Origin of the sequence: Streptomyces sp. R-07 (assembly GCF_049913175.1) — a bacterium.
In the GTDB taxonomy this organism is placed as follows: Bacteria; Actinomycetota; Actinomycetes; order Streptomycetales; family Streptomycetaceae; genus Streptomyces.
Map to the genome: position 1 here is coordinate 6,018,178 of NZ_CP183978.1, position 20,675 is coordinate 6,038,852.

Consider the following 20,675-nt stretch of genomic DNA (forward strand, 5'->3'; position numbering starts at 1 on the left):
GACCTTCGGCCCGGATCGGACCGCCGTTCGGCCCTCCCTACCTTGCAACACCTTGCATCGCGCACACCCGCCACGCGACCGATGCCGCCGTCGTGTCGCCGCCGTAGGCTGACCCCATGCAGAGCGCGTCGGAGCAGTCGGAAGCGGCGGAACCACCGGCACCCCCGGCGAGGCCGGCTCCGCCCGAGCACGCCTACCCCGACCACTGGGAGGCGGACGTGGTGCTCCGCGACGGCGGCACCGCGCGCATCAGGCCCATCACCGCCGACGACGCCGAGCGGCTGGTCAGCTTCTACGAGCAGGTCTCGGACGAATCGAAGTACTACCGCTTCTTCGCCCCCTACCCGCGCCTGTCCGCCAAGGACGTCCACCGCTTCACCCACCACGACTTCGTGGACCGGGTCGGGCTCGCGGCGACCGTAGGCGGCGAGTTCATCGCCACCGTGCGCTACGACCGCATCAACGCCCAGGGGCTGCCCGCCTCCGCCCCGGCCGACGAGGCCGAGGTCGCGTTCCTCGTCCAGGACGCGCACCAGGGGAGGGGCGTCGCCTCCGCCCTCCTCGAACACATCGCGGCGGTCGCGCGCGAGCGGAACATCCGCCGCTTCGCCGCCGAGGTGCTCCCCGCCAACAACAAGATGATCAAGGTCTTCACCGACGCGGGCTACACCCAGAAGCGCAGCTTCGAGGACGGCTCCGTACGGCTCCACCTCGACCTCGAACCGACCGATCGCTCCCTCGCCGTGCAGCGCGCGCGGGAGCAGCGCGCCGAGGCGCGGTCCGTGCAGCGGCTCCTCACCCCCGGGTCCGTAGCCGTCGTCGGCGCCGGACGCGCACCGGGCGGCGTCGGCCGGACCGTGCTCCGCAACCTCCTCGGGGCCGGCTTCACGGGGCGGGTGTACGCGGTGAACGCCGCGCTCACCGGAGCGACCGAGCTCGACGGCGTCCCCGCCCACCCCTCCGTCGGCGCCATCGGCGAACCGGTCGACCTGGCCGTCGTCGCCGTCCCCGCCGACCGGGTGCCCGAGGCCGTCGCGGACTGCGGCGAGCACGGGGTGCGCGGCCTCGTCGTGCTCTCCGCCGGATACGCCGAGAGCGGGGCCGCCGGCCGCGAGCGCCAGCGTGAGCTCGTACGCCAGGCCCGCTCGTACGGCATGCGGATCATCGGCCCCAACGCCTTCGGGATCATCAACACCGCCGACGATGTCCGGCTCAACGCCTCGCTCGCGCCGCAGATGCCGGCCGCCGGGCGGATCGGGCTCTTCACCCAGTCCGGCGCCATCGGGATCGCCCTCCTCGCCGGGCTGCACCGGCGGGGCGCGGGGCTCTCCTCCTTCATCTCGGCCGGCAACCGCGCCGACGTCTCCGGCAACGACTTCCTCCAGCACTGGTACGACGACCCCGGCACCGACGTCGTCCTCCTCTACCTGGAGTCGATCGGCAACCCCCGGAAGTTCACCCGGCTCGCCCGCCGCACCGCCGCCGTCAAGCCCGTCGTGGTCGTCAAGGGCGCCCGGCACAGCGGCAGCGCCCCGCCCGGCCACCGGGTGCCGGTCACCCGCATCCCGCACGCCACGGTCTCCGCGCTGCTCCGCCAGGCCGGGGTGATCCGCGTCGACACCGTCACCGAACTCGTCGACGCCGGACTGCTCCTCGCCGCCCAGCCGCTGCCCGCCGGGCCCCGGGTCGCGATCCTCGGCAACTCCGAGTCGCTCGGCCTCCTCACGTACGACGCCTGCCTGACCGAGGGGCTGCGACCGCTGCGACCGCTCGACCTGACGACGTCCGCGGTCCCGGCGGACTTCCGTGACGCGCTGGCGGCGGCACTCGCCGACGAGACGTCCGACGCGGTCGTCGTCACCGCGATCCCCTGGGTCGGCGAGGACGGTGCGACCGAGTTCGGCGACGGCGAGGTGCTCGCGGCCGCCCTCCGCGAGGCCGTCGCCTCCGCCCCCGCGCCGACCAAGCCGGTCGTCGTCGTCCACGTCGAGATGGGCGGCCTCGCGGAGGCCCTCGCGGTCGCGACGAGCACGAGGCCGGCAGCGCCGGGACGGGGTGCGGTCCCTGCCGTCTCCGGTGCCGGGCGGGCCGGAGCCCCGGCGGGGCCCGGGCCTGACGGGCCCCCGCGCGTGTCCCCGCCCCTGCCCGAAGGGCTGTCGGCCGAGCGCCGGTCCGCCGCTTCCCCGACCGGAACCGGTCAGGCGCCCCCGGCCGCCCAGGCGCCCGCGGCGAGCCCGGTCCGGACCGCGCCCGGCGCGCCCCCGGCCGCCGCGCCGGGCCCGGGCGCGGCACCGGCCGCCCCCCGTCCCGACGCCGCCCCGCCTGCCGGGGGCGCCGCCGCCATCCCCGCCTACCCCGCCGCCGAGCGGGCCGTGCGGGCCCTGGCCGAGGCCGTGCGGTACGGACAGTGGCGGCGGCAGGCCGCCGAGCCCGGGCGGGTGCCCGAGTACGAGGACATCGACGAGGCCGGGGCCGCCGCGCTCATCGAGGGGGTCCTCGGCGGCGACGGAGTGGACGCCGGCGGTGTGACCCTCGACACCGAGGAGGCCGGGGCGCTGCTCGCCCGGTACGGGATCAAGGCGCTGCCGACCCTCCCCGCGCCCACCCCCGGCGCGGCCGCGGCCGCCGCAGGCCGGCTCGGCTACCCCGTCGCGCTCAAGACCACCGCGCCGCACCTCCGCCACCGCCCCGACCTCGGGGGCGTCCGGCTCGACCTCGCCACCGAGGAGCAGCTCCGCACGGCGTACGCCGAGCTGACCGAGGTCCTCGGCAAACCGGAGGAGCTCCAGCCGGTCGTCCAGGCGATGGTGCCCCGGGGCGTCGACACCGTCGTCCGCTCCGCGATCGACCCGGCCGTCGGCGCCGTCCTCTCCTTCGGCCTCTCGGGGGCGGCCTCCGAACTGCTCGGCGACACCGCCCACCGGCTGGTTCCGGCCACCGACCGGGACGCCGCCGAACTCGTCCGCTCCCTCCGCACCGCCCCGCTGCTCTTCGGCTGGCGCGGCTCCGCCCCGGTCGACACCCCGGCCCTGGAGGAGCTCCTGCTGCGGGTGTCCCGGCTCGTCGACGACCACCCCGAGGTGGTCGCGGTCTCCCTGGAGCCGGTGGTCGTGGCACCCCGCGGACTCTCCGTCCTCGGCGCGACCGTCCGGCTGGCCCCGCCCGCGCCCCGCACGGACCTCGGCCCACGGAGCCTGCCACGTTACTGACGGGCCTGAGGGGGCCCCTCGGCCCCGTAGGATGGAGTCCATGGCAAAGAGCGGTACGACGACCCAGGGGCTGCGCGCGGCGATCGAGCGCAGCGGCTACTACCCGGCCCTCGTGGCCGAGGCGGTGGAGGCCGCCGTCGGCGGCGAGGCCGTCGCGTCGTACGTGGTCCACCAGGAGACCACCTTCGACGCGAACGAGGTCCGGCGCCACGTCACCGTCCTCGTCCTGACGCCGCACCGCTTCATCGTCAGCCACACCGACGAGCAGGCCGCCGACACCAGCTCCCCGACCCCGTACGCCACGACCTCCACCGAGTCCGTGAAGCTCGACCGGATCTCGTCGGTCGTCGTCAGCCGCGTGGTCGCCAACCCCGAGTCGTACACGCCGGGCACGCTGCCCCGCGAGGTGGTCCTCACCATCGGCTGGGGTGCCGTCTCCCGCATCGACCTGGAGCCCGCCGCCTGCGGCGACCCCAACTGCGACGCCGACCACGGCTACACCGGCAACGCCACCGCCGACGACCTCAGCCTGCGCGTGAGCGACGCCGGCGACGGCCCGGACACCGTCCGGCAGACCCTCGCGTTCGCCCAGGCCCTGTCCGAAGCCATCGCGGCCACCGCCGCTCCCACCCGCTGATGGTGCAGCCGACCGCCGTGACGCACGGCTGGCCCGACGACCCGGTCCCGCTCGCGCCGGAGACCGCGCCCGTGCCCGAGTACGCCTCCGGCTCGCTCGGCGACCTGCTGCCGACGCTGGTGGCCGGCCAGGGCGTGCCCGGTTTCGACGCGCGGATCGCCGAGCTGACCCCGGCCGACCGGAACTGCGTCTTCCTGATCGACGGTCTCGGCTGGGAGCAGATCAAGGCCCACCCGGACGAGGCCCCGTACCTGACCTCGCTGCTCGGCTCCTCGCGGGGCGGCACGGGCCGTCCGGTCACCGCCGGATTCCCCGCCACCACCGCGACCTCGCTCGCCTCCGTCGGCACCGGCCGCCACCCCGGGACGCACGGACTGGCCGGCTACACCGTGCGCAACCCCGACACCGGCGAGCTGATGAACCAGCTGCGCTGGAAGCCGTGGACCGCGCCGCACGTCTGGCAGCCGTACCCCACCGTCTTCCAGCTCGCGCACAAGGCCGGGATCCACACCGCCCAGGTGTCCTCCCCGATCTTCGAGCAGACCCCGCTCACCAAGATCGCGCTCAGCGGCGGAACGTTTCACGGGCGGCTCTCCGGTGAGGAGCGCATGGACTTCGCCGCCGAGCAGCTCGCCGCCGGCGACCGCTCGCTCGTGTACACGTACTACAGCGAGCTCGACGGCGCCGGCCACCGCTTCGGCATCGACTCCGACGCCTGGCGCGGCCAGCTGATGTTCGTCGACCGGCTCGTACAGCGGCTCGCCGAGCAACTGCCGCCCCGCGCGGCCCTGTACGTCACGGCCGACCACGGCATGGTCGACATCCCCTTCGACGACCAGCACCGCATCGACTTCGACGAGGACTGGGAGCTGCGCGCGGGCGTCGCCCTCCTCGGCGGCGAGGGTCGCGCCCGCCACATCTACGCCGTGCCCGGCGCCGAGGCGGACGTCCTCACCTGCTGGCGCGAGGTCGTCGGCGAGCAGTTCTGGGTGGCGAGCCGCGACGAGGCCGTCTCCCTCGGCTGGTTCGGCGCCGAGGTCGACGAGCGGGTGTACGGGCGGATCGGCGACGTCGTCGCCGCAGCCCACGACGACGTGGCGATCACCGCCTCCGTCAACGAGCCCAACGAGTCCGCGATGGTCGGCATGCACGGGTCCATGACCCCCGCGGAGCAGCTCGTCCCGCTGCTCGAAGTCCGTTCCTGACCCCCTGATCCCTCCGATCCTTCCGACGACCCGAAAGGTCCGCGTCCCGTCATGCCCGAGCTGGTCTTCTTCTCCGGAACCATGGACTGCGGGAAGAGCACCCTGGCGCTCCAGATCGCCCACAACCGCGACGCGCGGGGGCTTCAGGGCGTGATCTTCACCCGCGACGACCGGGCGGGCGAGGGCAAGCTGTCCTCCCGGCTCGGCCTGGTGACGGAGGCCGTCGAGGCGCCGCGGGACATGGACCTCTACGCGTACCTCGTCACCCAGCTCTCTCAGGGCGGCAAGGCCGACTACGTGATCGTGGACGAGGCCCAGTTCCTCGCCCCGGAGCAGATCGACCAGCTCGCCCGCATCGTCGACGACCTCGGTCTGGACGTCTTCGCCTTCGGGATCACGACGGACTTCCGCACGAAGCTGTTCCCCGGGTCGCAGCGGCTGATCGAACTGGCGGACCGGATCGAGCAGCTCCAGGTCGAGGCCCTGTGCTGGTGCGGCGCCCGCGCCACGCACAACGCCCGTACGGTCGGCGGCGAGATGGTCGTCGAGGGTGAGCAGGTCGTCGTCGGTGACGTGAACCGCCCGGCCGAGGAGATCGGCTACGAGGTCCTCTGCCGTCGTCACCACCGCCGCCGCATGACCTCGGCCGCCGCCCGTGCGGGCGCCCTCTCCCCGGACGTCCTGCCCGTCAGCCACGCCTGACACTGCGTCAAATGCCATGGGTCGGGGTGCACGCCGCGACACCGAGTGAGTGAGCTGACGGGGCGTCGGGGGCAGGTGCTGTGCGGGGCGGCGCCGTGGTCGTCTCGGTCTCCATGCCGAGCAGACGGATCAGCGCCTGCTCCAGGTCGCGCGCCGGGTGTGTCGGGTCGGAGGCCCGCCAGGCGACGAAACCGTCGGGGCGGACCAGGAGGGCGCCGCCAGGGGTGGTTCCGGAGGCGGCAGGCCACCTGCCCTCGGCGTCCACGACGGCGTCCCGGCCGGCGTCCGGGTCTGCGGTGACCAGTTCGGCGCCCAGATCCATCCCGAGCCGGTCGGCAGCCTCGGCGGCGGCCTGGATCCATGCGGAGCCGCGCGGCCCGGCGAGCACCGTGAAGCGTGACCGCACGAGGTCCAGCGTCGACATCCGGGCGCCGTGCCGGGTGACCCACAGATGCGGCACCCTGGAGCCCGGCGCGCCGTCCAGGTTGAGCGCGATCTCCTCGTGTGACGGCAGATCGGCGACAGGGTCGATGACCGCGGTCGACTCGTATCGGTAACCCAGGTGCACGATGGGGGAGTTGACGACGCCGGCCCGGGCTCGCTCGGCCGCCAGAGCCGGGCTTCCGTCCCAGTGCAGGCGGGGGTCGGCCAGCCGGAGCCTGCCCTGCTCGACGGCGAGCGCTCCGACCGGACGCCGCTCGGCATCGTAGGTGTCCAGAAGGTTCGGCGCGGCCGGACCGCGCAGAACCAGCGCCAGCTTCCACGCCAGGTTGTGGGCGTCGGCGATCCCGGTGTTCATGCCGAAGGCGCCCAGCGGCGGGATGGCGTGTGCGGCGTCACCGGCGAGGAACACCCGTCCGTCCGAGAAGCGGGAGGCGACCAGCGCCCGGATCCGCCACGGCAGCGTGGAGACGATCTCCACCTCCGGGGCCTGGCTGCCGAGTGCCGAGTGGACCAGTTGGCGGCAGCGCTCCGGGGTGAAGTCCCGCGCCGACTCGCCGGCGTCCGGGTCGTAGCCGACGTGGAGGACCCACTCCCGCTCGCCGTCGATCGTCATCAGCATGCCGTGGAAGTCCGGGCGGGTGATCTCGCAGGCGAGGAAGGAGCGTCCCCGGGTCAGGCTGCGCAGGTCGGCGCGGAACAGGATGTTCACCTTCGGCTCGCCGAGCGGGCCTGGGCCTGTGGTGGGGATGCCGAGTGCGGCCCGGACCGGGCTCTTCACGCCGTCTGCGGCCACCAGGTAGTCGGCTCGTACCGAACGCCTGCCGTCCGGGCCGTTGAGAATCGCCGTGACGCCTTCGCCGTCCTGGCTGAACGAGACCAGTTCTGTCCCGTACAGCACGGTGGCGCCTTCCCTGCGGGCGGCCGGCAGCAGCACCGCGTCGAGCCGGTTCTGCGGACAGGTGCCGCGAAGCCGACCCGGGCTGAGCTCCCGCAGCGGGTCGGCGGGCGGGCGGACGCCCGGCACCGTCGACGGGGTGGACCGGGCGGCCGACGGGCCAGGGCCGGCGAGGGCTTCGGCGGTGGCGAGGCTTTCGGCCTTGATCATGCCGAGGTTGCCGCCGGCCATGTCGACGGCCACACCGTCGACCGCCTCGGCCAGGCCCATTTCGCGCAGGAGTTCCACGGTGCGCGGTCCGACACCGATGGCCCTGGGGTGCTGCGAAGGCCCGGCCTGGCGTTCCACCGCCATGACCTCCACCCCGTGACGGGCCAGAAACAGCGCGGCGGCCAGGCCCACCGTGCCGGCACCGGCGACCAGGACCTGGATACGGGCATCGTGCATGAAGGCTCCTCGGTCCGAGAGATGCGGGAACAGTGTTCCCATTTATGGGAACACTGTAGCCACTGGCGTACGATGTGCCCAGTGGATTGACTGGAGGAGTTGTCGCGATGTCCGAGGAACCGCCACCCGCACTGGTCTGGGCGCGGGAGCCGCGCGCTCCGCGTCGCCAGAGCCTGAGCCTCGACCGGATCGTCTCCGTGGCCGTCGGCATCGCCGACACGGAGGGCCTGGAGGCTCTGTCCATGCGTCGGCTCGCCGCGGACCTGAGCTCTGGGACGACATCGCTCTACCGCCATGTCGCGGGCCGGGACGAGCTGCTGGACCTCATGGTTGACGCGGTGCGCGGCGAGCACCCGGCGCAGCCGCCGTCCGGGGACTGGCGCGCCGACCTGGGCGGCGTCGCCCGCCGCCTGCGTGCCGACCTGCTGCGGCACCCGTGGCTCGGCAGTGCGCTGATGTCCCGCCCGGCGCTCGGGCCGAACTCTGTGCGCCAGCTGGACTTCGCGCTGGCCGCCGCAGCGTCGCTGACCCCCGACGCGTCCCTGGCCGTCACGCTCATCCGTCCGCTGCACCACTACGTTCTCGGTGCGGTGTCGGACCAGCTCGCCGAACAGGACGCACAGCGCCGCACCGGCCTGACTCAGGAGCAGTGGCGGGCGAGTGTCGGTCCGTACGTGCGTGACATCGTCAGCAGTGGCGCGTACCCGAACTTCGCCCGCTCGGTGATCGAGGCGGAGGACCTCGACGCCGACCGTCAATTCGAGTTCGGACTCGGCTGTCTACTCGCCGGGATCGCCGCGCAGGTAGCCGCCTCCCGATAGCCGGCGTCGCCCGTCTGGATGCAGGTGGCCGCCCGTACGGTCGGCGGCGAGATGGTCGTCGAGGGCGAGCGGGTCGTCGTCGGTGACGTGAACCGCCCGGCCGAGGAGATCGGCTACGAGGTCCTCTGCCGTCGTCACCACCGCCGCCGCGTGACCTCGGCCGCCGCCCGCGCGGGCGCCCTCTCCCCGGACGTCCTCCCCGTCAGCCACGCCTGACGACAGCCCCCGCCGGGGTCCGCCGGAGTCCGCGTCTCAGGCCGGCGGCCGGAGGGCGCGGGTCAGGTCGTCGAGGGCGGCGCCGTCCGCCGGGGCCGTTCCCGTCAGGGTGCCGAGCAGCGCCTGGGCGAGTACCGTCGCCGTGCCGATCCGGGTGTCCTCGCGCTCGTCGCCGGTGACCTTCCCGATGACGGCGTCACGTACCGCGTACGAGATGGCGAGGTCCCCGAACAGCTCGGGGAAGGACAGCGCCATCATGCACACGCCCACATTGGCCGAGAGGATCGACTGGCCGGCCAGTTCGGGGCTCATGCGCAGGCGCCCGGCGTCGCGGCAGCGCTCCACGGCCTTCAGGAGGATCGCCTGCGCCTCCTTGATTGCCTGCGGCTTGGCGTCGCCCGTGGGCGTGAACATCAGGCGGTAGAGGTACGGGTTGCGCAGCGCGAACGCGACGTGGCTGTCCCAGGCCGTGCACAGGTCCGCCACCGGGTCCTCGGTGAGCGGGTTCCGCCGCTTCTCGGCGAGGAAGCGCTCGAAGCCGATGTCGGCCACCGCCGTCAGCAGCCCCTGCTTGTCGCCGAACTGGCGGTAGATCTCGGGCATGCCGACCTTCGCCCGGTCGCAGATGGCCCGGGTCGAGATCGCCAGCGCGTCCTTGGTGGCGAGCAGTTCCCCGGTCGCTTCCAGGATGCGCTCTCGTGCCGTCGACATGGGCCCCACGATAACAGCGCTCGATAACAGCGACCGGTAACAGCGCTAACAGTGCGGACCTGGGCGAATCCTTCTTCGGCGGTGCTCGTGGGGAGCGGTGTGCCTCGCTGATGTAATCGTTGATTACGAGTTGTGTTAGCGTGTGAAACATGCCCGGAGGGTGGCGCGCCTCCGAGCTGTCCGACCGTTCGCAACGAGAGAGCTGGTGTTCCCCCATGAACCGTTCGACGTTCCTCCGACGACGCGTCGCATCGGGTGCCGTCGCCGCCACCGCGAGCGTGGCCCTCCTCGCCGGCTGCGGAGGCACCGACGAGGACGCCGCCGACGGAGCGGAGGGCGCCGTCCCCACCGCGACGTTCACCGCCACGCACATCGGCGGGCCGACCACGATCCTCGAGGTCGGCGGCCTGCGCCTGCTGCTCGACCCGACCTTCGACGCGCCGAAGAAGTACAAGAGCGGCCTGGAGAAGACGAAGGCCCCCGCGCTCGGCATCGACCGGATCGGCCGGATCGACGCCGTGCTGCTCTCGCACGACCAGCACGACGACAACCTCGACGACTCGGGCCGCGCCTTCCTGAAGGACGTACCCGTCGTCCTCTCCACGCCCGGCGCCCGGAAGCGGCTCGGCGACCACGTCACCGGCATGAAGAGCTGGGACTCCCAGCAGCTGAAGACCGCCGCCGGCACCGTCCGGGTCACCGCCGTGCCCGCCCTGCACGGGCCCGACGGCGTCGACCGCGGCACGGACGGCGAGGTCACCGGCTTCGTCCTCAGCGGCCCGGGCGTCCCCACCACCTACATCTCCGGTGACAACGCCTCGGTGAAGGTCGCGAGGGAGGTCGGTGACCGGGTCAGGAAGGAGATCGGCCCGATCGACACGGCCGTCCTCTTCGCCGGCGCCGCCCGCACCCCCGCGATCCTCGACAACGCCCCGCTGACCCTCACCTCCGCGAACGCCGCCCTGGTGGCCAGGCACCTCGACCCGCGCAAGGTCGTCCCGGTGCACACCGACGGCTGGAACATCTACTCCGAGGACATGGAGTCCCTGGTCAAGGCGTTCCGGGCCGAGGGCGTCGCCGCCGAGCTCGTCGACCTCGCACCCGACGGCACCGCGAAGAGCCTCTCGTGAGCCGGTCTCACGTGCTCCCTCCGCGGCACCCCGCTGCTTCCCTCTCGTGAGCCCTCCGCGGCACCCCGCCGTCTCCCCCGAAACCTCCGTGAAAGGAACCGTCATGACCGCCTCCGCCACCCTGCGTGATGTGATCGGCCTGCCCCAGGAGCTGCCGCGACTCGGCGAGTCGGCCCTGATCATGATCGACTTCCAGAACACCTACCGCACCGGCGTCATGCGGCTCGACCGGGCCGAGGAGGCCGTGGCCGCCGGTGCCCGGCTGCTCGCCGCCGCCCGCGCCGCGGGTGCCCCGGTCGTCCACATCGTCAACGACGGCGGTGAGGGCGGTCCGTACGACATCCGGGCCGAGATCGGCTCGATCAGCGACGAGGTCGCCCCGATCGAGGGCGAGAAGGTCGTCGTCAAGCAGTTCCCGAACGCCTTCCACGCCACCGACCTGGAGGAGACCCTCAAGGACCTCGGCGTGGGCGGGGACCTGGTCCTCGCCGGTTTCATGACGCACATGTGCGTCCTCTTCACCGCCCAGGGCGCCTTCAACCTCGGCTACCGCCCGACCGTGGTCGCCGAGGCCACCGCGACCCGCCCCCTGGAGGCGCCGGACGGCGGCATCCTGCCGTCGGAGGCGCTCCAGGCCGCGAGCCTGACGACGGTCCGCGACCTGTTCGGCACGGTGGCCCGTACGGTCGACGAGCTCGTGGCGACCGCGACCGCGACAGCGACCGTCGGATGAGGTGCCGGATCGGCCGCGCCGGCACCCGGAGTTCACCCGGGGTGTGCCTGAAGAGCGCCTGCTGATCGGTTGCGGGTCGCCCGCCTCGGCGGTAATGGCGGTCGGCCCGTGACGAACCTTCCGGGCGTCTCAAGTGCCGTACGCCCCCTGGAGGATGTGTGCCCCCCGCCGCCGAGGCCGTGTACGCCGAGGACGAGACCGTACGCGACGCGGCGGAGCGGCACCGCGGCGGCGAGCGGCGGCGGTCCGCCCTGCGGGGCCCGGCCGCCGCCGCCCTGCTCACCGCCGTCCTGCTCTGCCTCGCCACCCGGCTCTCCCGCACGTACCCCTTCGGCCCGGTGACCAGGAACGTCGTCGACCTCGGCCAGCAGTACCTGCCGTACCACGCGTACTGGCGCGCCCTCCTGCTCGGCGAGACGCACGGAGACGCCTTCCTCAACTGGAACTCCGGCTTCGGCGCCAACTTCCTCGGCGACATCGGCACCTATCTGAGCAGCCCCTTCGACCTGCTCGTCGTGTTCTTCCCCGCCGACCGCGTCGAACTCGCGCTGTACGTCATCACCGCCGCCAAGATCACCGCGGCGGCGGCCGCGATGGCGCTGCTGCTCCTGCGGCTGCGCCCCGGCCCGTGGCCGGTCGCCGCCGTCCTCGGCACCGCGTACGCCCTCTCCGGCTGGACCCTCGACTACGGCGCCACCGTCCCGATGTGGCTCGACGGTCTCGTCGCCTTCCCCCTCCTCTGCCTGGTCGGCGAGTGGGCGCGTACCGGCCGCCGTCCCGTCCTCGGCCCCCTCGTCGTCGCCCTGGCCTGGATCGCCAACTTCTACACCGCGTACATGGCGACCCTCGGTGCCGCCGTGGTCCTCGCCGTACGGCTCCTCACCGCCGAGGAGACCGCCGGAGCGCGGCAGCGCCTCGCCGGGGCGCTGCGGGCCGCCCGGGGCGTCCTCATCGGCATCGGGCTCGCCGCGCCGCTCGTCGTGGTCGTCTTCCTCGCCACGAAGGTCGCGGACCCGACCCCGGAGACCACCTTCGCGCCCGCGCCCTGGACGGACGTCCTCGCCCGGTTCCTGCCGGCCACCGCGAGCGTCGCCAGCCCCGCCCTCTACATCGGCACCCCCGCCCTGGCGCTCGCCCTGACGCTGCCCTTCAACCGGGCCGTCGCCCCGCGGGTCCGGGCCGTCTGGACGGCCGCGGTCGTCCTGGTGACGCTCTCCCTCCAGTGGGAGCCCACCCACCTCCTGTGGCACGCCGGCGCCTCGCCCAACGGCATTCCGTACCGTCAGACCTTCGTCCTGTGCGGCCTGCTGCTGATCGCGGCCTGGTTCTCCGCCGCCCGCGGCGTGCCCCGGCCGGCGGCGCTCCTCGCGGGCGTGGCGCTGCTCGGAGCCCTGGCCTGGGCGGCCCGGGGGAGCGTCGACATCGACCGGTGGACCTTCCCCGCCTTCGGCGCGGCCGCGCTCCTCGCGGTCGTCGCCGTCCTCCTCGCCCTGGCGGGCGACCGCCGCCGCCACGCGCGCGTACTCCCCGTCCTGGCCGTGGTCCTGCTCGTCGCCGCCCAGGCGGGCGAGGTGGCCGTCACCGGGAAGCGGATCGAGGAGCAGCGGCGGAGCGAGGTCTCCTGGTCGCCCCGGATCGGCCCCTGGCACGCGACCGCCGCCGCCGAGGCGGCCCGCGCGGACGACTGGCCCCGCCACCGCACGGACCCCGGCGAGGTCCCCGGAGGCAACGACGTCCTCCTCGTCGGAGGGCAGGGCGCCGACTACTACAGCAGCCTCACCGCGGACGTGACCTCCCGGACCCTGGCCTCGCTCGGCTTCGGCTACTACGCCAAGGGCCGGCACCCGGTCAGCCTCGACAACCCCGTGGCCGACGCCCTGTTCTCCATCGGCACCCGGCTGCGCTCGGAGCCCACGGAGCCCGTACGGCAGGACGCGGTGCCCCGCGCCACGGTCACCGCCACCACCACCCCCGTACCGCCCCTGGTCACCGTCCGCCCGCCGGGGCGGCCGGCCACGCACCCCGGGGACTCGGCCTTCGCCCGGCAGGAACGCCTGCTCGGCGCCGACGTGTACGAACTGCCCGCCCCGCGCCGGACCGGACGCACCCTCACCGCCGGCTGCCCGGCGGGCTCCCAGGTCTGGTTCTGGGCACCCGAGTACAAGGGCACGGCCGCCCTGGCGGGGGAGCGGCCCGTGGAGTTCGACGGCAAGCCGCCCTCCGTCCGCGCCCCCATGAAGGCCCTCGGCACCGTCCCGGACTCCGGTGAGGTGCGCATCGACCTCGGGCCCGAGGGCAAGGTGCGGCTGCCCCGCGAACCGATCGGATGCCTGGTCGGCCCCCGGCTCGACTCCGCCGTGCGGCACCTCACCGCCACCGGCGCCACGCGCGTGCGTACCACCGGACACACCGTCACGGCCGAACTGCCCCCGGGCAGCAAGGGCGTCGCGGTCCTCGCCGTCCCCCGCATCTCCGGCTGGCGCTGCGCCGCCGGAGACGCGGACGCCCGCCCCGCGCGCGCGTACGAGGGTCTTCTCGCCGTCCCCCTCGACGGAAGGGCGACCACGGTCAGCTGCTCCTTCCGGCCGCCGGGCCTCGGGCGCGGCGGCGCGGTCGGCGCGGCGGCGCTCCTCGCGCTCGCCGTGACGGGGTTCCTGCACCGCGGACGGGCCCGCAGGTGACGGGGTTTCCGTCAGGGACGACAAGAGTTCACCCGGAGTGCAGACGCGGATCGTTCACCGGGAAAAGTCGGCCGTTACTGTGCCCGCTGTAACGGCGTTTAATTGTTCGCTTCAGTGTGGGGATCCCGAGTGCCGAAACTGTCCGTCGTCGTACCGTTCCACAATGTCGGGGCATACGCGCCCGACACCTTGCGCAGTCTCGCGAACAACGCGGATCCGGAATTCGAGTTCCTGCTGATCGACGACTGCTCGACGGACGACACCCCGGAGATCCTCGACCGCTGGCGCGACCGCCTGCCCAACGCCACCGTCATCCGGCACGAGACGAATCAGGGCGTCGCCCAGGCGCGCAACACCGGAATCGACGCGGCGAGCGGCGACTACCTCACCTTCCTCGACGGCGACGACTGGTACGCGCCCGGCCACCTGAGCGCGGCCGTGGCCGGAATCTCCCGCCTGGACTGCGATTTCGCCCGGACCGACCACGTCCTGTCGGAAGGCCGGAAGCGGCAGATCCGTTATGCCCCGGCCAAGCGCCGCGACACCGTCATGGACCCCCGGGACGGAATCTCCCCGGCCAGCATGGTGACGATGGTCGACTATCCCTTCGTCCCCTTCGGCATTTACAGCGGTCGTCTCTTCGAGAACGGGGAATCCCGTTTCGAGACCTCTCTCAGAACGGCCGAGGACCGTCTCTGGATCTGGCGGCTCCACCTCAAGGCGCGCACGTTCGCGGCCCTTTCCCTGCACGGCGTCTTCTACCGGCGGGGCGTCACCACCTCGCTCACCCAGATCACGGACAACCGGCAGCTGGACTTCATTCCCTCGTACGACCTCCTGCTCGAAGACGTCTCCCGGGACGCCGAGGCGGACCGCTTCCTCCCGAAGGCGGTCCGCACCTACTGCGCGATGATCGCCTTCCACATGGGGAAGGTCGCCGCGTACGAGCCCGCCGTCGCCGCGCGGCTGCGCTCCGACGTCCGCGACGCCCTGCACCGCATGCCGCAGGAGGTCCTCGACGAGACCCTCGCCACCATGGACACCCCGCGCAGCACCCTCCTCCGGAGCCTGCGCGACACCGGAAGGACCGCCTGACCCATGGCCCCCGCCGCCGCCCCCGACATGCCGGTCCAGATCTTCCAGGTGTCCACCCTGTACGGCGCGGCCACCCTGGCCGCCGCGCTCGACGCCGGTCAGTTCGGCCCCCGCGGCTCCGCCCGCAGGCTCCTGCTGCTCTCGCACAACGCCGAGATCCCGGAGACCGCACTGCGTCTGGAGACCATGACCGGGTACGAGCGGATCGCCGCCCGCTTCGACGGCACCCTCGACTGGAACGAGACGATCCACCCGTACCACCCCGCCGCCTGGGCCCCGCGTCCCGAGGAGGCCCCGCTGTGGCAGCGCGTCCTGCGCACCGCCTGGGACCTCGGCACCGCCCCGGTCGAGCTGATCGTCGAATCCATCCAGGTCAACCCGGCCAAGGCCCTCGCCGGCACCTTCCCCGAGAGCACCGTGCACGTCTACGCGGACGGCCTGATGAGCTACGGCCCGACCCGCTCCGACCTCGCGCAGTCGATCGCCTGCCGCGTCCGCCGGGTCCTCCACCTCGACCTGGTGCCGGGCCTTCGCCCCCTCCTCCTGAGCGAGTACGGGGTCGAGCCCGAGCTCGTCCCCGACGCCGCCTTCCGCGCCGTCCTGTCCGAGATCGCCGAGGAGGCGGCCGACGACCCGGAGATCGCGCGGGCGGCCGCCGCCGGCCCGACGGCCCTGCTGCTCGGCCAGTACCTCGCCGCCCTCTCCCTGCTCACCGCCGAGGAGGAAGAGGAACTGCACGTACGGATGCTGCGCGGGGCCGCCGCGGCCGGACACCGCTCGGTGGTCTTCAAGCCCCACCCGACCGCGCCCGCCCGCTACTCCCAGGCCCTGGACGAGGAGGCCGAGCGCAGCGGCGTACGGCTCACGGTGCTCGACGGGCCGCTGCTCGCCGAGACCTTCTACGAGCGCTGCCGGCCCGAACTCGTCGTCGGCTGCTTCTCCACGGCGATGCTCACCGCCGCCGTCCACTACGGCGTCCCCATCGCGCGCGTGGGCACGGCCGAGGTCCTCGAACGGCTCACCCCCTTCGAGAACAGCAACCGGATCCCGCTCACCGTCGTCGACCACCTGGTCGCGGACCTGGAGCGCGGCGAGGAGCCCGCCGTCCCCGGACCCGCACCCGCCTCACTCACGCCCCTGGTCAGGGCCGTCGGCTACTGCATGCGGCACAAGGTCCACCCGGGGCTCCGCGAGGAGGCCGCCGCGTTCCTTGCGGAACACCACGCCGACCCCGACACCGCCCGCCACTTCACCGCCGAGCGACTGACCGAGCTCGGACTCCCGGGCGGAGGGGCCACCCGGGAACGGCCGGGCACCTCCCGGCTGCGCCGCGGCCTGGTCCGGAGCCGGCGCGGCTGACCAGTACCGCCCGACCGCCCGCGCTCAGTGTTCGGCGGATCTGACCAGGGTGAAGACCGCGCCCTCCGGGTCCGCCACCAGGGCGAGCCGGCCCGCCGTGCCCTCGCGCGGCGGGCGCAGCACCTGACCGCCGAGCTCCACGACGAGCCGCGCGGCCGCGTCCGTGTCGGCGACCTCGAAGTACGTCATCCAGTGCGGGCCCCGGTCCCGGGGGAGTGCGTTGCCGACGCCGTGCAGCGAGGCCACCGGGGCCCCGGCCACGTGGAGCGTCGCGTAGTCGTGGTCGGCGGAGACGACCGGCTCCACCTCGTAGCCGAAGACCGTCCGGTAGAACTTGCCGATCGAGGACGTCTCGTACGTGAGGAGCTCGTTCCACACCGGGGTCCCGGGCGGTCCCGCCGTCGCCGTGCCGTGGTGCGCCTCCGCCTGCCAGACGCCGAAGACCGCGCCCACCGGGTCGGAGCAGATCGCGAGGCGGCCCGCCTCGCCGGCGTCCAGCGGGCCGACGGCGACGGTGCCGCCGCAGCAGCGGATGTTCTCGGCGGTCTCGTCGGCGTCCTCGGCGGACAGGTAGGGGGTCCAGGCGATGCGCAGGTGCCGGTCGGGCGGCAGCTGGCCGATGCCCGCAACCTCCTTGCCGCCGAGCAGCGCGCGCACGTACGGGCCGAGCTGCTGCGGGCCGGGGACGAAGTCCCAGTCGAAGAGCTCGTGGTAGAACTCCTGCGTGGCGTCAAGGCCGTGCACCATCAGGCTCACCCAGCAGGGTGTGCCGGGAGGGCGAGGAGTCGCCTCGGTCATCGTCACTCTCTCCTCGGACCGTCGTCGTGGCCGTGCCCCTGTCCGATGGTGTCACCGGCGGCGGCGCCGCGCGCCCCGGCCGCACCGATCGTGGCGCGATCCCGTCGGAGGTCGCCGGGTCCTTCCCCCGCGGCCGTGCGGCTGCGCGAGGATGGCTCCCATGAAGCCCATCATCTCCGCAAGCGAACTGTTGAGCGAGTCGGCCGGGGCCCGGCCGCCGGTCCTCCTGGACGTCCGCTGGACGCTCGGCGGCCCGCCCGGACGGCCCGCGTACGAGGCCGCCCACCTCCCCGGCGCGGTCTACGTCGACCTGGACGCGGAACTCGCGGGACCGCCCGGGAGCGGCGGCCGCCACCCGCTGCCCGACCCGGAGGTCTTCGGGGCCGCGATGCGCCGGGCGGGCGTGTCGGCGGACCGGCCGGTCGTCGTCTACGACGGCGGTCTCGGCTGGGGCGCGGCCCGCGCCTGGTGGCTGCTCCGCTGGGCGGGACACCCGGACGTGCGGGTCCTGGACGGGGGCCTCGCGGCCTGGACGGGGGAGCTCACGGAGAAGGTCCCCGCCCCGGAGCCGGGCGACTTCCGGCCGGAACCGGGCGCCCTCGGACTGCTCGACGCCGGCGCGGCGGCGTCGCTGGCCCGTACGGGGCTGCTCCTGGACGCCCGGGCGGCCGAGCGCTACCGGGGTGACGTGGAGCCGATCGACCGGGTCGGCGGGCACATCCCGGGCGCGGTCTCCGCCCCGACGACCGAGAACGTCGACGCCGAGGGCCGTTTCCTGGCCGCCGACGTCCTGCGGGACCGCTTCACCGCGCTCGGCGCGGCCGAGGGAACCCCGGTCGCGGTCTACTGCGGCTCGGGTGTCTCGGGCGCCCACGAAGTGCTCGCCCTGGAGATCGCGGGCATCCCCGCGGGCCTCTACGCCGGCTCCTGGTCGGAATGGTCCTCGGACCCCACCCGCCCGGTCGCCACGGGCCCGGACCCGCGGTAGCGCGTACGGACGAGCCCGCGCCGTTCGGCGGCCCGGTCCGTCGCCGTAGCGCGTACGAGAGGAACCCGCGTCACACGGTGTGACACGGATCCGCGGTAGCGCGTACGAGAAGGGCCCGCGTCGGCGAGCGGCGCGGGCCCTTCTCGTACTGCTGTCAGTCCTGCTTCTTCCTGCGGGTGCCGAAGACGATCTCGTCCCAGCTCGGCACGGCGGCGCGGCGGCCCGGGCGGACGCCGTCCGCCTCGGCCTGGCGGTCCGTGGCGCCGTGCAGACGGTCGCGGTGACCCGAGACCGCGCGTGGCATCAGGACGTCGGCGTACGCCGAACCCGCGCCCGCCGAGGCGGCCGGGGCCGGCGGCTCCTCCGCCTCCGCCTCTTCCGAAGGCTCGGTGTCCGGCGGCTCGGGCACGACCATGTCGCCGCGGAAGCTGGGCACGGCCTCCAGGAGGCTCGTCAGCGAGTCCCGCTCCTCCTCCGGCTCGACGGGTGCGGGCGCCCGCTCCAGCTGGCGGTCGGGCCGGTCGGGCCGGTCGATCTGGCGGTCCAGGGCGCGGTCGAGCGGCCTGTCCCGGGGCAGCCGGGCGATGCGCGGCACGAAGGGGAAGCTCGGCTCCGGCGCCGCGGCGATCGTGTCGTCGGTCTCGCCGATCAGGGCCCGTGCCTCGTCGTCCACGGCCTGGACGAGCCGCCGGGGCGGGTCGTACGTCCAGCTGGCCGTGTGGACCTCGCCCGCGACCCGGTAGACGAGCAGCACCTCCCAGGTGCCGTCGTCGCGCCGCCAGGAGTCCCACTGCACGGTGTCCTTGTCGGCGCCGCGCAGCAGCAGCCGCTCCTGCACCGCCTCGCCGAGCTGCGGGCCGGTGTTCTCCCCGGGCCTGCGGACCGGGGTCTTGCGGGCCCGCTCGGCCATGAAGGCGCGCTCCGCGAGCACGGGGCCCTCGAAGCGGCGTACGCGGTCGACGGGGATGCCGGCGAGCTGGGCGACCTCCTCCGCGGAGGCACCGGCCCTTATGCGGGCCTGGATGTCGCGGGGACGGAGGTGGCTCTCCACCTCGATCTCGATCTGGCCGAGGCGCGCGCGGTCGTTGCGCACGGCGGCACGGAGCCGCTCGTCGATCGGAAGCGTGTACTCCGTGCTGTCAGCAGCCTTCAGCACCAGTCGTGTGCCGTCGTTGGAGACGGCCACGACACGCAGTTCGGGCATGGGGACCTCCCGGGTGGTGCCTGCCGACGTCACGTGCGTCGCTGCTTCCGCTAGTCGAGTGTGGCCTGCCCGGGTGCAGCCTGCCACTACCTTGCCGAGTTGCCCGGCGTGTCGGGCATGGACCCTGGAGCGCCGTTATGGCACGGTTACCTGTCGGCTACCCGGAGTGACTGGCGGTCACTCTGTGCAGTCGGTTTCCGTGCGATGCCGAGGCGTCGCCGGTTCGAGCGTCGTGTCCGACCCTCTCCCCATGATCCCGGGCACCCGTGAGGGCGTCCGGACCCAGGGTTCGTCAATGTACTCCATTCGGGCCACCTGGGTGGACCGGCGCGCCGCCCAACTTCTCGGGCGGTACGGGAGTTGAGTCTCCGTGATCTTCCCCCGTACGTGTCGCTCTTCACAGAAACAGCAGAAACGGAACTATTCGCTTCTCCTGTTTGTCCCTTCTGGGTGCAAGGCGAACGGATGAACCATCAGGGGTCGGAGATGCGTCACAGGCCGAAAACCGACAGGGACGAGCCGGAGGAGGAGGGGAGCGGCAGGAGAAGGATCGACCTGAGCGTCGCCCAGGTCTCCGGCAGCGCCCTGGCCGCGGTCATCGCCGCCAAGCTCGCCTCGACCCTCGGTGTGTACGGCACGATCCTCGGCGCCGGTGTGATCAGTGTCATCGCGACCTGCGGAGGACCGCTCTTCCAGCAGCTCTTCAAGCGCACCGGCGAGCAGGTCCGCGACGTGACCGCCGCGGCCAAGCCGAAGGCGCGTCAGGTCCCGGTCCCGGCCGGGCCGCTGGACGACCGCACCCTGATGCAGGCCACGCTCCCGGCCCCGCCGCCGTCCGACGAGGAGTTCGGCGAGGCGACCACCCACGGCACCCGTGTCCGGGGCTGGAAGCGCCCGGCGATCGCCGCCGCCCTCGTCTTCGGCGTCACCATGGGCGGCATCACCGCCTACGAGCTGGTCTCCGGGCAGGACTTCAGCGGCACACAAAACACCACCACCTTCGGCTCCGTCGTCCGCGGCGGCGGCAGCACGGGCCAGGAGGCGCCCGACCGGGACCAGGAGCCCACGCCCACGCCGTCGGGATCCGCGGACGGCACCGGACGGCAGCAGGGCGGCGCCGGCACGCCCACGACGGGAACCATGCCGACCCCCGGCGACCCGGAGACCGCGGGGACCGGCACCGGGACCCCTTCGGCGGAGCCCACCCCGTCCGGGTCCGCCGACGGCGGGACGACGCCCGCCCCGACACCGACCGGCCCGACGACGGAGCCGACCGCGCCGACCCAGGAGCCGACCGCGGGGACGGGGCAGCCCGAGACCCCCACGGCCCCGGACCCGGCCGGAGCCGGGACCGGGGCCGTGGGGGGAGCGGAGTGACCGTCAGGCCCGCACCCGACCGA

General features: G+C 73.7%; 16 protein-coding genes and 1 pseudogene. 13 read left to right on the forward strand and 4 right to left on the reverse strand.

The genetic code is table 11. The annotated features are described in order from the left end of the window. Positions 1-116 precede the first annotated feature (116 nt). From ACN9M0_RS27675 to ACN9M0_RS27690, 4 genes are read left to right on the forward strand one after another with little or no spacing between them, the layout of a single operon-like run. Positions 117-3,209 (forward strand): GNAT family N-acetyltransferase, encoded by a 3,093-nt coding sequence (locus tag ACN9M0_RS27675; RefSeq protein WP_426404368.1) that lies wholly within the window; start codon positions 117-119, stop codon positions 3,207-3,209. A gap of 40 nt (positions 3,210-3,249) precedes the next feature. After that, on the forward strand, positions 3,250-3,846 hold the full coding sequence (locus tag ACN9M0_RS27680; protein ID WP_056556995.1) for a DUF5998 family protein: 597 nt from the start codon (positions 3,250-3,252) through the stop codon (positions 3,844-3,846). Beyond that, a complete protein-coding gene (locus tag ACN9M0_RS27685; protein WP_366039278.1) occupies positions 3,846-5,051 on the forward strand; it encodes an alkaline phosphatase family protein in 1,206 nt (401 codons plus the stop codon). Before ACN9M0_RS27680 ends, ACN9M0_RS27685 begins: the two co-directional genes overlap by 1 nt. Positions 5,052-5,102: 51 nt before the next feature. Further along, complete coding sequence (locus tag ACN9M0_RS27690) at positions 5,103-5,753, forward strand: thymidine kinase (protein WP_366039277.1); 651 nt, start codon at positions 5,103-5,105, stop codon at positions 5,751-5,753. A 7-nt stretch (positions 5,754-5,760) separates the two neighbouring features. On the opposite strand, the gene ACN9M0_RS27695 is transcribed toward ACN9M0_RS27690, so the two are convergent. Continuing rightward, on the reverse strand, positions 5,761-7,539 hold the full coding sequence (locus ACN9M0_RS27695) for an FAD-dependent monooxygenase (RefSeq protein WP_426404369.1): 1,779 nt from the start codon (positions 7,537-7,539) through the stop codon (positions 5,761-5,763). A gap of 107 nt (positions 7,540-7,646) precedes the next feature. Here ACN9M0_RS27695 and ACN9M0_RS27700 point away from each other — a divergent pair, with 107 nt between their 5' ends. Together ACN9M0_RS27700 and ACN9M0_RS27705 are read left to right on the forward strand one after the other, a co-directional pair. Further along, entirely contained in the window at positions 7,647-8,360 is a 714-nt protein-coding gene (locus ACN9M0_RS27700) for a TetR/AcrR family transcriptional regulator (RefSeq protein WP_426404370.1), read from the forward strand. Between the two features lie 30 nt (positions 8,361-8,390). Next, a pseudogene (locus ACN9M0_RS27705) lies at positions 8,391-8,576 on the forward strand (thymidine kinase); the annotation flags it as partial. 36 nt (positions 8,577-8,612) lie between these two features. Here ACN9M0_RS27705 and ACN9M0_RS27710 read toward each other — a convergent pair. Then, positions 8,613-9,287, reverse strand: a complete 675-nt coding sequence (locus tag ACN9M0_RS27710) for a TetR/AcrR family transcriptional regulator (RefSeq protein WP_366039274.1) — start codon at positions 9,285-9,287, stop codon at positions 8,613-8,615. Positions 9,288-9,502: 215 nt separating this feature from the next. On the opposite strand from ACN9M0_RS27710, the gene ACN9M0_RS27715 reads away from it, so the two are divergent. From ACN9M0_RS27715 to ACN9M0_RS27735, 5 genes are all read left to right on the forward strand, one after another. After that, positions 9,503-10,417, forward strand: coding sequence for an MBL fold metallo-hydrolase (locus ACN9M0_RS27715; protein ID WP_426404371.1), 915 nt, complete (start codon positions 9,503-9,505; stop codon positions 10,415-10,417). Between the two features lie 103 nt (positions 10,418-10,520). Then, on the forward strand, positions 10,521-11,150 hold the full coding sequence (locus ACN9M0_RS27720) for an isochorismatase family protein (RefSeq protein WP_366039271.1): 630 nt from the start codon (positions 10,521-10,523) through the stop codon (positions 11,148-11,150). A 158-nt stretch (positions 11,151-11,308) separates the two neighbouring features. After that, complete coding sequence (locus tag ACN9M0_RS27725; protein WP_426404372.1) at positions 11,309-13,831, forward strand: YfhO family protein; 2,523 nt, start codon at positions 11,309-11,311, stop codon at positions 13,829-13,831. Positions 13,832-13,960: 129 nt separating this feature from the next. After that, positions 13,961-14,926, forward strand: a complete 966-nt coding sequence (locus ACN9M0_RS27730) for a glycosyltransferase family 2 protein (protein WP_399698882.1) — start codon at positions 13,961-13,963, stop codon at positions 14,924-14,926. 3 nt (positions 14,927-14,929) lie between these two features. Then, the gene (locus tag ACN9M0_RS27735) at positions 14,930-16,285 is read left to right on the forward strand and encodes a polysialyltransferase family glycosyltransferase (RefSeq protein WP_426404373.1); all 1,356 of its coding nucleotides are present in this window, start codon (positions 14,930-14,932) and stop codon (positions 16,283-16,285) included. Between the two features lie 24 nt (positions 16,286-16,309). Here the strand turns inward: ACN9M0_RS27735 and ACN9M0_RS27740 are convergent, their stop codons facing one another. Continuing rightward, positions 16,310-17,083 carry a VOC family protein gene (locus tag ACN9M0_RS27740; protein ID WP_366039267.1) on the reverse strand — a complete coding sequence of 258 codons (774 nt, stop codon included), beginning with the start codon at positions 17,081-17,083 and terminating at the stop codon, positions 16,310-16,312. 160 nt (positions 17,084-17,243) lie between these two features. On the opposite strand from ACN9M0_RS27740, the gene ACN9M0_RS27745 reads away from it, so the two are divergent. Continuing rightward, positions 17,244-18,071 carry a sulfurtransferase gene (locus ACN9M0_RS27745; protein WP_366039266.1) on the forward strand — a complete coding sequence of 276 codons (828 nt, stop codon included), beginning with the start codon at positions 17,244-17,246 and terminating at the stop codon, positions 18,069-18,071. A gap of 154 nt (positions 18,072-18,225) precedes the next feature. Here the strand turns inward: ACN9M0_RS27745 and sepH are convergent, their stop codons facing one another. After that, positions 18,226-19,275 carry a septation protein SepH gene (sepH, locus tag ACN9M0_RS27750; protein ID WP_366039265.1) on the reverse strand — a complete coding sequence of 350 codons (1,050 nt, stop codon included), beginning with the start codon at positions 19,273-19,275 and terminating at the stop codon, positions 18,226-18,228. A gap of 486 nt (positions 19,276-19,761) precedes the next feature. Between sepH and ACN9M0_RS27755 the strand changes: the two genes are divergently transcribed. Further along, positions 19,762-20,652: a hypothetical protein gene (locus ACN9M0_RS27755; protein WP_426404374.1), complete on the forward strand. Its 891-nt coding sequence runs from the start codon at positions 19,762-19,764 to the stop codon at positions 20,650-20,652. Positions 20,653-20,675 lie beyond the last annotated feature (23 nt).

Coding starts and splice junctions, on each gene's coding strand:
- ACN9M0_RS27695 (WP_426404369.1), bottom strand. CDS start 7,539: ATGCACGATGCCCGTATCCAGGTCCTGGTCGCCGGTGCCGGCACGGTG.
- ACN9M0_RS27735 (WP_426404373.1), top strand. CDS start 14,930: ATGGCCCCCGCCGCCGCCCCCGACATGCCGGTCCAGATCTTCCAGGTG.
- ACN9M0_RS27685 (WP_366039278.1), top strand. CDS start 3,846: ATGGTGCAGCCGACCGCCGTGACGCACGGCTGGCCCGACGACCCGGTC.
- ACN9M0_RS27745 (WP_366039266.1), top strand. CDS start 17,244: ATGAAGCCCATCATCTCCGCAAGCGAACTGTTGAGCGAGTCGGCCGGG.
- ACN9M0_RS27675 (WP_426404368.1), top strand. CDS start 117: ATGCAGAGCGCGTCGGAGCAGTCGGAAGCGGCGGAACCACCGGCACCC.
- ACN9M0_RS27715 (WP_426404371.1), top strand. CDS start 9,503: ATGAACCGTTCGACGTTCCTCCGACGACGCGTCGCATCGGGTGCCGTC.
- ACN9M0_RS27755 (WP_426404374.1), top strand. CDS start 19,762: ATGCGTCACAGGCCGAAAACCGACAGGGACGAGCCGGAGGAGGAGGGG.
- ACN9M0_RS27710 (WP_366039274.1), bottom strand. CDS start 9,287: ATGTCGACGGCACGAGAGCGCATCCTGGAAGCGACCGGGGAACTGCTC.
- ACN9M0_RS27680 (WP_056556995.1), top strand. CDS start 3,250: ATGGCAAAGAGCGGTACGACGACCCAGGGGCTGCGCGCGGCGATCGAG.
- ACN9M0_RS27700 (WP_426404370.1), top strand. CDS start 7,647: ATGTCCGAGGAACCGCCACCCGCACTGGTCTGGGCGCGGGAGCCGCGC.
- ACN9M0_RS27740 (WP_366039267.1), bottom strand. CDS start 17,083: ATGACCGAGGCGACTCCTCGCCCTCCCGGCACACCCTGCTGGGTGAGC.
- ACN9M0_RS27720 (WP_366039271.1), top strand. CDS start 10,521: ATGACCGCCTCCGCCACCCTGCGTGATGTGATCGGCCTGCCCCAGGAG.
- sepH (WP_366039265.1), bottom strand. CDS start 19,275: ATGCCCGAACTGCGTGTCGTGGCCGTCTCCAACGACGGCACACGACTG.
- ACN9M0_RS27690 (WP_366039277.1), top strand. CDS start 5,103: ATGCCCGAGCTGGTCTTCTTCTCCGGAACCATGGACTGCGGGAAGAGC.